The 11,723-nt window shown below is 71.2% G+C and carries 10 protein-coding genes; 2 read left to right on the forward strand and 8 right to left on the reverse strand.

Annotated elements, in window-relative coordinates; all coding sequences use genetic code 11:
* Positions 1 to 455 precede the first annotated feature (455 nt).
* Positions 456 to 1,658, forward strand: coding sequence for an IS110 family RNA-guided transposase (locus R2D22_RS07720; RefSeq protein ID WP_318102140.1), 1,203 nt, complete (start codon positions 456 to 458; stop codon positions 1,656 to 1,658).
* Between the two features lie 44 nt (positions 1,659 to 1,702).
* Here the strand turns inward: R2D22_RS07720 and R2D22_RS07725 are convergent, their stop codons facing one another.
* Positions 1,703 to 3,130, reverse strand: coding sequence for an APC family permease (locus R2D22_RS07725; protein WP_318102141.1), 1,428 nt, complete (start codon positions 3,128 to 3,130; stop codon positions 1,703 to 1,705).
* 216 nt (positions 3,131 to 3,346) lie between these two features.
* Positions 3,347 to 4,510, reverse strand: coding sequence for an agmatine deiminase family protein (locus tag R2D22_RS07730; RefSeq protein ID WP_318102143.1), 1,164 nt, complete (start codon positions 4,508 to 4,510; stop codon positions 3,347 to 3,349).
* A gap of 102 nt (positions 4,511 to 4,612) precedes the next feature.
* Between R2D22_RS07730 and R2D22_RS07735 the strand changes: the two genes are divergently transcribed.
* Positions 4,613 to 5,257 carry a TetR/AcrR family transcriptional regulator gene (locus R2D22_RS07735; protein WP_318102144.1) on the forward strand — a complete coding sequence of 215 codons (645 nt, stop codon included), beginning with the start codon at positions 4,613 to 4,615 and terminating at the stop codon, positions 5,255 to 5,257.
* Positions 5,258 to 5,272: 15 nt separating this feature from the next.
* Here R2D22_RS07735 and R2D22_RS07740 read toward each other — a convergent pair whose 3' ends face one another.
* The 6 genes from R2D22_RS07740 to R2D22_RS07765 all read right to left on the reverse strand — a co-directional run bounded on the left by R2D22_RS07740 (position 5,273) and on the right by R2D22_RS07765 (position 11,694).
* Positions 5,273 to 6,106, reverse strand: a complete 834-nt coding sequence (locus R2D22_RS07740) for an ABC transporter ATP-binding protein (RefSeq protein WP_318102146.1) — start codon at positions 6,104 to 6,106, stop codon at positions 5,273 to 5,275.
* Positions 6,099 to 7,100 carry an ABC transporter ATP-binding protein gene (locus tag R2D22_RS07745; protein WP_318102147.1) on the reverse strand — a complete coding sequence of 334 codons (1,002 nt, stop codon included), beginning with the start codon at positions 7,098 to 7,100 and terminating at the stop codon, positions 6,099 to 6,101. Before R2D22_RS07745 ends, R2D22_RS07740 begins: the two co-directional genes overlap by 8 nt.
* The gene (locus R2D22_RS07750; protein WP_318102150.1) at positions 7,097 to 7,951 is read right to left on the reverse strand and encodes an ABC transporter permease; all 855 of its coding nucleotides are present in this window, start codon (positions 7,949 to 7,951) and stop codon (positions 7,097 to 7,099) included. The genes R2D22_RS07745 and R2D22_RS07750 overlap by 4 nt, the downstream gene beginning before the upstream one ends.
* A complete protein-coding gene (locus tag R2D22_RS07755) occupies positions 7,948 to 8,907 on the reverse strand; it encodes an ABC transporter permease (protein ID WP_318102151.1) in 960 nt (319 codons plus the stop codon). Before R2D22_RS07755 ends, R2D22_RS07750 begins: the two co-directional genes overlap by 4 nt.
* Positions 8,904 to 10,580 carry an ABC transporter substrate-binding protein gene (locus R2D22_RS07760; RefSeq protein ID WP_318102153.1) on the reverse strand — a complete coding sequence of 559 codons (1,677 nt, stop codon included), beginning with the start codon at positions 10,578 to 10,580 and terminating at the stop codon, positions 8,904 to 8,906. Before R2D22_RS07760 ends, R2D22_RS07755 begins: the two co-directional genes overlap by 4 nt.
* 100 nt (positions 10,581 to 10,680) lie before the next feature.
* Positions 10,681 to 11,694 (reverse strand): agmatine deiminase family protein, encoded by a 1,014-nt coding sequence (locus tag R2D22_RS07765; protein ID WP_318102154.1) that lies wholly within the window; start codon positions 11,692 to 11,694, stop codon positions 10,681 to 10,683.
* Between the last annotated feature and the right edge of the window lie 29 nt (positions 11,695 to 11,723).

The following is an 11,723-nucleotide window of genomic DNA, read 5'->3' on the forward strand; positions in this document are numbered from 1 at the left end:
GCGCGCGGACCTCCCAGGGAAGTGCAGCTCGCACAACTTTGTTTGTACGAGCTGCACTTCATTGCGAAGAGGTGCCGTCGGCGGCAGCCCGCGGGAGTGCGGCAGCTCCGCCGCGGACACCACGTTCGACCGCGGGCGGTGCGGGCGATACGGTCCGATTCGTCCTCGCGGCCGCCGCGAGTGCCGTGTCGCCGAAGGCCGGGTCGTAGACGGGTCGCGCTTCACGCCGGCGCAGCCATGCGGCCATGTGGTTCTCCGTAAGTTGTTAGGCGGCCCGGGAGAGCCGGATGTGGCTGATGTGGTCTTGCCAGTTGTGGCTGCGAAGGAGCGGCCGTCCGGCTCTCCGGGGCGCCCTGGCTGCTGATTGAGATGTGCGCTTCGGTCGCTATTTACGGAGATGACAGCGGGGTGTTCCTCGGGCCGACGGCAGGGCTGTGCGGACCGGGGAGGAGCAAGTGAGCGACAGGAAGACCGAGGTCTGGGTCGGTATCGACGCGGGCAAGGGACATCACTGGGGGGCGGCGGTCGATGAGACCGGCGCGACGCTGTGGTCGAAGAAGATCGAGAACGACGAGGCGGCGATCCTGGCCGCGCTTGGCGAGCTCCTGGACCTGGCGGAGGAAGTCCACTGGGCGGTGGACATCTCCGGCACGTCCTCGGCGCTGCTGCTGGCCCTGCTCGCAGGTCACGGCCAACGGGCGGTCTACGTGCCCGGACGCACGGTCAACCGCATGGCTGGCGCCTACCGGGGCGAGGCGAAGACCGACGCCCGCGATGCCTACGTGATCGCGGAGACATCCCGCCACCGCCGGGACTTCGCGATGATCGACGTGCCCGCCCAACTTGCCGCCGATCTGGCACTGTTGACGGCTCGCCGATCCGACTTGATGGCTGACCGGGTACGGATGATCAACCGGCTGCGCGATGTCCTGACTGGTGTCTTCCCCGCGCTGGAGCGGGCCTTCGACTACAGCAGCCACAAGGGCGCGCTGGTCCTGCTGACCGGCTACCAGCTGCCGGCGGCGATCCGCCGCCGAGGCCGGGCGAGGCTCACGGCGTGGCTGGCCAACCGCGGTGTCCGGGGCGCCGACGCAGTGGCCGCGACCGCCTTGGAGGCAGCTCAGGCCCAGCAGACTGCGCTGCCCGGCGAGGACGTCGCGGCCCAGATCGTGGCCGACCTGGCCGAACAGATCCTCACTCTGGACGACCGCCTGAAGCGGATCGACAAGCAGATCGGGGAGACGTTCCGCAGCCATCCTCAGGCGGAGATCATCGAGTCCATGCCCGGCATGGGCCCGATACTCGGGGCCGAGTTCGTCGTCGCCGCCGGCGACCTCGCGGCCTACGCCGACGCCGGACACCTGGCCTCGGCGGCCGGGCTGGTGCCCGTCCCCCGTGACTCGGGCCGACGCACCGGCAACCTGCACCGACCCAAACGCTACAGCCGCCGCCTGCGTCGAGTGTTCTACATGTCCGCACAGACCAGCATCATCCGCGAAGGACCCAACCGGGACTTCTATCTCAAGAAGCGCGGTGAGGGCTGCAAGCACGTCCAGGCAGTCATCGCCCTGGCCCGCCGCCGCGCGAGCGTGCTCTGGGCACTGCTGCGTGACAGACGGACGTTCACCTCCGCCCCACCGGTCACGCAGGCGGCTTGACTTCGTCATTGAGACTCCCTCGTACGGGTTCCGGGCGGCGCGGTTCAGAAGTCCGACAGGAGGCCGTCCCGTCGGCTGTCGGCGGGGCCGACCGCCGGCAGGGCGTCTCCGGCGTACGCCTCGCCGTCGGCCGCTTCCTTCGGCTTGAGCGGCCGGGGGCGGAAGTAGGACCGTCCGCCCTGGACGCTCGCGATGCCCAGCGGGAGCAGTCCCACGGCCAGCGCACCCAGGCCGATCGTCAATTGCGCACCGGTCAGTGTCCGTAGCGAGGCCGCGAAGACCCAGATGTTGAACGCGGCGCCGAGCAGCGGCCAGAGTCCCAGGAGGATCAGATTGCCGAGGGACGCCCGGAGCACACTCCGGAACGCCACGGTGACGGCGATGCCGGCGAGCGCGTAGTAGAACGCGATCAGCAGGCCGATGCCCATGAGGGCGTCCTCGAGGATGCCGACCCCGGGGTCGGTGAGCATGATGGCCGTCAGGGTCGTCACGGCGAGCGCGGCGACGCAGAGCGTGGCTGTCGCGGGGGTCTTCCGAAGGGGATGGACCCGGCCGAGGAACGAGGGAAGGGTGCGGTCGCGCCCCATGGCGAACAGGGTGCGGGTCGCCTGGAGGAGCGTGGTCTCCAGGACGGCGACCATGGAGAGGGGCACCGCGAGCGCGAGCAGGGTGCCGCCCGCTCCGGGCCAGGCCGCCTCGCCGAGCTGGAAGAGGAACGCCCCGTCCGTCGACGTGACGGCGTCGGGCCCCAGGAGCACGTTCGCGCTGACGGTCAGCGTGATGAGCGTGGCGGCGACGACCAGCAGGCCGATCAGGCCGCCGAGCCCCGAACCGCCCCTGCCGCCGCGGGTCTCCTCGCTGAGGTTCGCCGTCACGTCCCAGCCCCAGTAGAGGGAGCCGACGATCAGCGCGGCGGCCGTGAACGCGCCGGTCCCGTCGAAGTGCCCGAAGCCGAGCCACGAGAAGGAGAAGTCGGCGGCATGGGTGCTCCGCGTCAGCGCGAGCACCGCCACGGCCAGCAGCAGTGCCAGCTGCAGGGAGACGGCGACGACCCTCGCCCCCGCCGCGATCCGGGTGCCCGAGGCCGCGAGGGCGGCGACGAGCAGGAACAGGCCGAGACCGACCGTGGTCGCCAGGACGTGGTTCTCGGCCAGGTCCTGGTCGAGAAGGGCCAGCGTCGCCATGCCGGTCGGAGTCGTCGAGGCGATGACGAAGAGGGTGGTCGCCACGACCACGGCCCACCCGCAGAGGAAGCCCAGGGCGGGATGGAGGGTCCTGGCGACCCAGGAGTAGGTGGCTCCGGAGTTCACGTCGAGCCGCCCCAGGTGCCGGAAGGCGAGGGCGATGCCCACCATGGGCACGGCGCCGTAGAGCAGGGCGGCCGGGGCGGCGAGGCCGACCGCCGCCACGAGGGCGGGTATGAGCGCGACGACGGTGTACGCGGGCCCGCAGCCCGCGACCGCCGTGACCACGGAGTCGAACGTCCCCAGGGCCCCCGCCCTGAGCCCGCCCCCGCCTCTTCTCCCGCTCGACGTGTCGTTCACCTGTGCGCCCTTCCTCGGTCGAACTGGACAACGGTGGTGGCTTCGATGGCCGGCCGGTCCGGAGGCCGCGGATTCGTCCGCTCGCCGCTCGCCCGCCCGGCCACCGACGCGGCCTGCGCCGCGACGTTCGGTTCTGCCGGTCGCCTATCGGACGGGCTGCTGCTGGGTGACGCAGTGGATGCCGCCACCGCCCGTGCCGAGGCGGTCGATGTTGAGCTGCTCGATGACGCGGTCCGGGTAGAGCCGGGCCAGGGTGGCGCGGGCGGCCGCGTCGGCCTGCGTGTCACCGAACTGGCCCGAGATGACGGCCCCGTTGCACAGGTAGTAGTTGGCGTAGGAGGCGAGGAAGTCCCGGTTGGTGGAGCGGATCTTGTTGTAGTCGGGACCCTGGAGCTTGCTCACCGCCATCGGGGCGCCGGTGGACGTCGTGGACGCGGACAGGACGCTGAACTGCTGCCGCGCGTCACGGGCGTAGGCGTCGGTGTCCGTGGACAGCGGCATCTGCACGAGCGCCTTGCCGGGGGCGAGGAAGCGGGACGTGGCGTCGACGTGGTCGTCGGTGATGTCCTGGTTGCGGACACCGTCGAACCAGATGACCTTCGTCGCGCCGTAGGCGGCGCGCATCGCCGCCTCGATCTGCCGCTCGGACATGCCGGGGTTGCGGTTGCTGTTCACCAGGCTGCTGCGGGTGGCCATGAGGGTGCCGGCGCCGTCCTGTTCGATGGCGCCGCCCTCGCCGACCAGGTCGGCGTAGGTGAAGGGGACGCCGACGTAGGCGGCGATCCGCTCGGCGACGAGGCCGTCCCTGGAGTAGGTCTGCTTGCCGCCCCAGCCGTTGAAGTTGAGGCCGACCGCGTCGAGGTCGCCGGCCCCGTCGGTGCGGAAGACGGGTCCGGTGTCGCGCATCCAGCAGTCGTTGACGGGGATGGAGCTGATGACGGTGACTCTGGAGCCGCACAGCGAGCGGGCCCTGGCGGCGCTCGCGGAGTTGGCGCACATGATCACCGGCTCGTACTTCGCGATCGTCCGGGCGATCAGCGCGATGTCCGCCTGGACGCCGCTCAGCTTGCTGCCCCAGATCGACGTGCTGTCCGGGAAGGCCATCCAGGTACGGGTGTGGCGGACGTCCTCGATCGGGACGACGAAGGTGCCCGCCGCCGCGGTCCGGCTCAGCAACGACGCGGCGCCGGCCCGGGCTTCGGTCGCGGCCAGGGCGGTTCCGGCGGCGGCCAGTCCGGCGAGCTTCAGGAACCGGCGCCTGCCCGTCCTTCCCGCGCTGCCGGGGTGACTCTCGGCGTGATCGTTCACGTGTACCTCCTGCGTCGACGCCCGCGGGGGATTCCGCGGTGGGACGAAAGCTAGAACTGACCGAGCGCTCGGTCAATAATCTGAACGGATTAGAGTGAGGCCATGGCCGCATCCGCGAAGGACCCCCGGAACCTCACCGCTCCCCCGCCCCGGACGGGCGCGGCACCGCGGACCCGCGCCTCGGCGAAGGGCGAGCAGACGCGCGCGCGGCTGATCGCGGCGGCCCGCACCCTGCTGGCGGGCGAGATGAGCGAGCGCTTCACCACGCGCAACGTGGCGGCACTGTGCGGGGTTTCACACGGAATGTGCCACTACCACTTCCAGGACCGGACCGACCTCGTCGTGGCCGTCATCGCGGACATCCGCCCGGAGTGGATCTCCCCCCTGGAGGAAGCGGTCGCCGCCCCCGGCACCTTCGCCGAGCGCTCCGAGCGCGTGCTGGACCTGCTCGGCACGCCCGAGGGCACGGACCTGGCCCACCTCCACTCCGCGCTGCACTGGCACGCGTTGAACGACGACCGGGTGCGTGAAGCCCTGGAGGCGGAGTACCGGCGCTGGCGCGCCTGCTTCGTCTCCCTGTTCCAGGTCCTCGCCGACGAGCGCGGCGGAGACCTCGACCCCCGGCCGCTGGGCGAGGCCGTCGCCGCGGCCGTCGACGGACTGGCCGCGATGGACTCCCTGGGCGCGGACGTCGACAGCGGGGCCGCCCTCCGGTCCTTGGTCCGCACGCTCACCGCCGGGGCCTGAGCGGGCCGTCGCCCGCTACAGCGCCCGGCGGGCGGCGGCGATCCGCTCCGGGTCCCACCCGGGTCTCGGCACCGACTCCAGGAGGAGCCGGGTGTAGGGGTGTCGGGGCGCGGCGAGCACCTCCGCGGTGGGCCCGGCCTCGACGACGGCGCCGTGCCGCATGACGATGACGTCGTCGGTGACGCACCGGACCACGCCGAGGTCGTGGGTGATGAACAGGTAGCCGATCGAGGTCTGTTCCCTGATGTCCGCGAGCAGGTTCAGGATCTGCGCCTGCACCGACACGTCCAGGGCCGCGACCGCCTCGTCCAGGACGAGCACGGCCGGCTCCACGGCCAGCGCCCGGGCGATGGCCACGCGCTGACGCTGTCCGCCGGAGAGCTGACGCGGCAGCGCGTCGGCCGCCCGCGTCCCCAGGCCGACCTGGTCGAGCAGTTCGCGTACCCGCGCGGTGTGGTCCCGGTCGGGGAAGTGGAGCTTGAGCGTCTCCCGGAGGGCCGCCTCGACACTGGTCCGGGGATCGAGCGACAGGAGCGGGTCCTGGAAGACCATCTGGACCTCGCGGGCGCGGGCGAGCCGCTGCGCCCGGCCCCTGCCCCGAACGGTCCGGGACCGGCCGCGTACATGGACCTCGCCCTCGTCCGCCTGCTCCAGGCCGACGACGATGCGGGCGGTGGTGGTCTTTCCGGAGCCGGACTCGCCGACGATCCCCAGGGATCCGCCGGGCGGGAGGGTGAAGGACACGTCGTCAACGGCCCGTACGGCCCCGAAGGTCCTCCGAAGGCCCTTGACCACCAGGACGTTCTCGGCGTTCTCGCCGTTCCACGTGTTGTCGACGTTCTCAGGCATCGACCGCCCTCCTTCCGAGCCGGTCACTGTGGTGGCAGGCCGCCTGGTGTTCCGGCAGACCCGGGGCCGGGAGCGGCAGCGGGGCCTGCTGGTCGCACAGGTCGGTGGCCAGCGTGCAGCGGGCCGCGAAGGCGCACCCGGTGAGTGTCACCCTGAGGTCGGGCGGCTGACCGTCGATGGCGGCGAGCCGGCCCTGCGGGTTCTCCATGCGGGGGGTGGACGCCAGAAGCGCGGCCGTATAGGGGTGCCGGGGGTTCTCGAAGATCTCGTCGGCGGGTCCGCTCTCGGCGATCCGCCCGGCGTACATGACGTACACCCGGTCGCTGATCGCCGCCGCGAGGTCGAGGTCATGGGTGACGAACAGCAGCCCGGTGCCGAATCGCTCGCGCAGCTTGCCCAGCAGCGCGATGACCTCGGCCTGCGTGGTGACGTCCAGGGCGGTGGTGGGCTCGTCGGCCAGGAGCAGGGCCGGGTCCCCCATCAACGCCGCGGCGATCATGACGCGTTGCAGCATGCCGCCGGACACCTGGCTGGGGTACTTCGCCAGGGCGGAGGCGTCCAGGCCCACCGCCTCCAGGAGCTCGACGGCCCGCGCGCGGGCCTCCGCGGCGGTCATCGCCCCGGTCAGGCAGACGCTCTCGGTGAGGAAGTCGCCGATGCGCCGCAGCGGATTGATGGCCGCCCGCGGGTCCTGGAAGATCATCGCCACGGTGCTCGTCCGCAGGGCACGCAGCCGGTCGGCGTCCAGGGTGAGGACGTCGTGACCGTCGACGAGGACGCTCCCGTCGGTGACGGCGCCCGGCGGCAGCAGCCGCAGGGCACTGCGCGAGGTGAGGCTCTTGCCCGAGCCGGACTCGCCGACGAGCGCGACGGTCTCGCCGGCCGCGACGGTGAGGTCGATCCCGTCCAGGACGGGGCGCGCGGTACCGGGCAGGTCGATCCTGAGCCCGCGGATCTCCAGCGCCGGCTGGTCGGTTGTGTGCAGCGGTTTCATCGGTCTCTCCTGGCGACGCGGTCGGCCCAGCGTTCCCCGACCACGTTGAACGCGACCACCGTCAGGACGATGAGGACACAGGGCAGGATCGCGGACAGCGGGTAGCCGTGCTGGACTGCGGTCTGACCGTCGAAGACCATGCGGCCCCAGTCGGGGGTCAGCGCCGGAACGCCGAGGCCGAGGAAGGAGAGACCGGCGAGGTCCATGAGGGCGTAGCCGAAGTTGATGGTGGACTGGGCGAGGACGACGGGCGCGATGTTGGGCAGGATGTGGCGCAGACAGATCTGGAGCGCCGAGTGGCCCTGGACCCGGTAGGCGCTCACGTAGGGGCGTTCGCGTTCGGCGAGCACCAGGGAACGCGTCAACCGGCTGACGTAGGGCAGGTAGGCGAGCGCGAGCGCGACGACCGGAGCGAGCAGCCCCTCGCCGTAGATCGAGATGATGAGGATCGCGAGCAGCATCCCGGGGAAGGCGAAGACCAGCTCGGTGCTGCGGGAGAGGACCGAGTCGAGCCAGCCGCCCCGCCAGGCCGCGGCCATGCCGACGGCGATGCCCGCCACCGTGGAGAAGAGGACCACCCCGAGCGGGCCGAGGAGCGAGGTGCGGGCGCCGAGCAGCAGGCGCGAGAAGGTGTCGCGGCCGGCGGCGTCCACGCCGAGCAGATGGTCGGCGGAGGGTCCGGCGAGCGCGTTGCCGAGGTCGACGGCGTTGGGGTCGTACGGCACCACGAGGGGCGCGAGCAGCGCGCCGGCCACGACGAGCACGACGAAGCCCAGGCAGCACAGGTGCAAGGGCGACCGGACCGTACGGATCTTCGCGAGGCCGGGTCGGCGGGTGAGCACTGCGGTCATGCGGAGGACCTCCTCGATCCGAGGGTGATCCGCGGGTCGACCAGCGGCAGCAGCAGGTCGACGATGAGGTTCACGATCATGAACAGGGCGACGATGATCAGGGAGATGGCCTGGACCGTCGGGAAGTCCTTGGTGGAGGTGGACAGTTCCAGGAGCTGGCCGATGCCGCCGATGCTGAAGGCGGTCTCCACGAGGATCGTGCAGACCAGCAGCGTCGAGACGATCAGGCCACCGGTGGTCAGGACCGTGCCCAGCGAGTTCCGGAACACATGACGGCGGATGACCTGGCGCTCGGGCACGCCCCGGCTGCGGGCCACGGTGACGTGCTCGCTGTCGAGGGCCTCGAGCATCGCGGAACGGGTCACCCGCGCGAGCATGCCGATCAGGTACAGGGCGAGCGCGATCGCCGGGAGGGTCAGGTGCCAGAGCTGGTCGAGGAAGCCGTCGCCGGCGCCTCCGCTGGGGAACCAGCCGAGCTTGACCGCGAACAGCGCCTGGAGGAGCACCGCCGCGACGAAGGACGGGGTGCCGACGGCGAACGTGGTGGTGACCAGCACGGTGGAGTCGGTGGCGCCGCCGCGCACGGCCGCGATCCGGCCGAGCAGCAGGCCGACGACCACGACCACGACCAGCGACATGGCGATCAGCAGCAGCGTCGTGGGCAGCCGGTCGGCGAGCAGCCGCGAGACGTCCGTGCGGTAGGTGATCGAGCGCCCGAAGTCGCCCTGCGCCATGTCGCCGAGCCAGCGCAGGTACCGGACGAGGAACGGGTCGTCCAAGTGGTACTGGGCGTTGATGGCGGCCAGCGCCTCGGGCGAGGCCGAGCGGCCGGCGAGCAGGAAGCTCGCCGGGCTGCCCGGCGCCAGGTACATCGCACCGAAGACCACGAACGACGCGCACAGCAGGGTGACGGTCATCTCCGCCAGGCGCCGTACGGCGAATTTCGTGAAGCTCACGGCGCGGCCCCCACGCCCGCGGCCCACGGGTGGTACATGTACGAGATGGTGGTGGGAGCGCCGGTGATCCTCTTGTTGAGGAAGACGGCGGTGGGCCATTCGGCGACCGGGATCCACAGCAGCTGCTCGGCGGCGTGCTTCTGCAGCTCCGCCTCGATCGCCAGGCGCTTGTCCGGGTCGTACTCGGCCGTTGCCCGGTCGACGACCTCGTCGTACTTCTTGTCGCTGTAGCCGGCGAAGTTCATGTACGCGCCGGTCTTGAAGTTCTGCAGCAGGTCCAGCGGGTCGGTGACCGAGTCGTAGTAGGTGAGCGGGAACATGTCGATGCCCTCGCGCGCCTTCGGGTCGGTGAACAGCGCGGTGAACGCGTTGGGGGCGATGGTCTTGAGCTTGATGTCGAGACCGATCTGGGCGCCGGCGGCCTGGACGGCGGTGGCGAGGAGGGAGACGTCCTGGCCGATGGAGCTGGTGGCGACCGTCAGCGTCTTCCCGGTGGCACCCGCCTCCTTGATCAGCGCCTTCGCCTTCTCGATGTCGGGCCGGGCCGGCGGAAGGCCGTCGAGGGCGTTCTTGCGGGTCTGCTCCGAGGCGCCGGCCCAGGCAGCGCGGGTCGTGAGCGAGTTGGTGACGGTACCGGCGCCGCCGAGGCCCGCCTTGACGAAGCCGGTCCGGTCCAGGGCCAAGGACAGCGCCCGGCGCACGCGGACGTCGCCGAGGGGGCCCTTCATGTTGGTGATGTTGACGTTGACCGTGCTGAGGCCCTCGCCGAAGTACAGCTTGCCGACGCCGCTGTTCTTGAGGCGGTCGTAGCTCTCGGTCGGGATGAGGTAGCCGCCGTCGGCGTCGCCGCTGAGCATGGCGTTGGTACGGGCCGAGGGGTCGGTCATGAAGCGGAACACGACCTTGCCGGACTTGGCCTTCGTGCCCCAGTACCCGTCGAACCGGTCGAGCTCGACCGACTGCCCCTTGTTCCAGGTGCCCAGCTCGAACGGGCCGGTGCAGGCGAGCCCCCCGGCGGTGCCGTAGTCCTTGCCCGCCGCCTCGACCCCAGCCTTGGAGGCGACGACGCCGGCCGCGGTGGCCATGTACTGCGGGAACTGGGAGTCGGGCTTCTTCAGCTTGACGGTGACCTGGAGCGGACCGGTCTTCTTCACCGAGGCGACGTTCTGGAAGACCTGGGCCCAGGCGGCGGCGTTGTTGGGGTCGGTCTGCCGGCCCAGGCTGAACACCACGTCGTCGGCGGTCATCACCTTGCCGTCGTGGAAGCGCACCCCGGAACGGAGGTCGTAGACCCAGGTCGTGGGGTCCGGGTTCGACGCCTTCTGCGCGAGGCCCGGCTCGAGGGTGAGCCCCGGCGTCCAGCGCATCAGGCTCTCGCAGACATTGGAGAGGATCGTGTTCTGCGGGTAGTCGAACGCCACGGTGTAGTCGAGGGTGGGCGGCTCGGCGTAGACGGCCCAGCTGAAGGAGTCGATCTCGCCCTTCGCGGCGGGCGTGCCCTTCGAGAGGGTGAAGCCGGCTGCACTGCTTCCGCCGCTCTTGGGCGGCCCCGAACAGGCCGCGACCAGGGCTGCGGAGGTCAGGAGGGCAGCCGCGGCGGCGAGGCCTCGGGGGACCTGCCCGCCTCGCCGGACGCCTGCGCGTCTCGCTCTGCCGGGTACGGGTGTGATCATCGTCGCGCTCTCTTTCCGTACGGCGGTTCCGTACGTGACGGGGGAGGCTGCCGGACCCGAGGGGAGAGGGTCCGGCAGGAGCGGGCGGGTCCGGTCCGGGTTACGCGCCCGGGCGGGCGACGGGGACCTGCTGCGTGATGCAGTGCACTCCTCCGCCGCCGAACGCGATCGCGGCCGCCCTCACGCCGACGACCTTGCGGCCCGGGTAGGCCGCGGCGATCACCGCGAGGGCTTCCTCGTCCTGGGGCACGCCTGCCACCGGGACGACCACGCCGCCGTTGGCGACGTAGTAGTTCAGGTACGACACCTCGACCTCGTTGCCCGCCACCGCGGCGTACGCGGTCTGCGGGACGTCGACGATCTCGAAGGGCCGGCCCTCGGCGTCGGTCGAGGCCTCCAGCACGGCGCGGTTGGCACGCATCCGCGCGTAGTCGGGGTGATCGGCGTCGTCGGGCAGGGACACGACGACCTTGCCGGGGGCGGCGAACGCGGCCACACCGTCCACGTGGCCGTCCGTCTCGGTGTCGAGCAGTCCGCCGTACGGAAGCCAGACAACCTTATGGACGCCCAGCTGGGATTTCAGCTCGGCCTCGATCTCGTCCCGGTTCATGCCGGGATTCCGGTTGGGATGCAGGAGGCACTGCTCGGTCGTGATCAGCGTGCCCTCGCCGTCGACGGTGATCGCCCCGCCCTCCAGGATCATCCCGGAGGGGATGCGCTCCACCCCGAGGTGCTCGAGGAGCAGGGCGCTGATGCGGTCGTCGGAGTCGTACGGGTGGTGCTTGCGGCCCCAGGCGTTGAACCGGAAGTCGACGCCGGCCCGGCGCCCCTCACCGTCGAGGACGAACAGCGGGGCCGAGTCGCGGAACCAGGAGTCGTCCAGCGGAAGCTCGATGGCGGTGATGTCCGCGCCACAGCGGGCCCGGGCCTCGTCGCCGTGGCCGGGCGGGGCGACCATCGTGACCGGCTCGAACTCGGCGATGGCCCGCGCGACGTTCGCGTACTCCTCCTTGACGTCGTCCAGCACCTCGTCCCACAGGTCGGGGCGGGTGGGCCAGGCCATCAGACAGCCCTCGTGCGGGGACCACTCGGCGGGCATACGGAATGCGGTCATCTGCGATCTCTCTTCTTCTTGCTGGAATC

Origin of the sequence: Streptomyces sp. HUAS YS2, from assembly GCF_033343995.1 — a bacterium.
In the GTDB taxonomy this organism is placed as follows: Bacteria; Actinomycetota; Actinomycetes; order Streptomycetales; family Streptomycetaceae; genus Streptomyces; species Streptomyces solicathayae.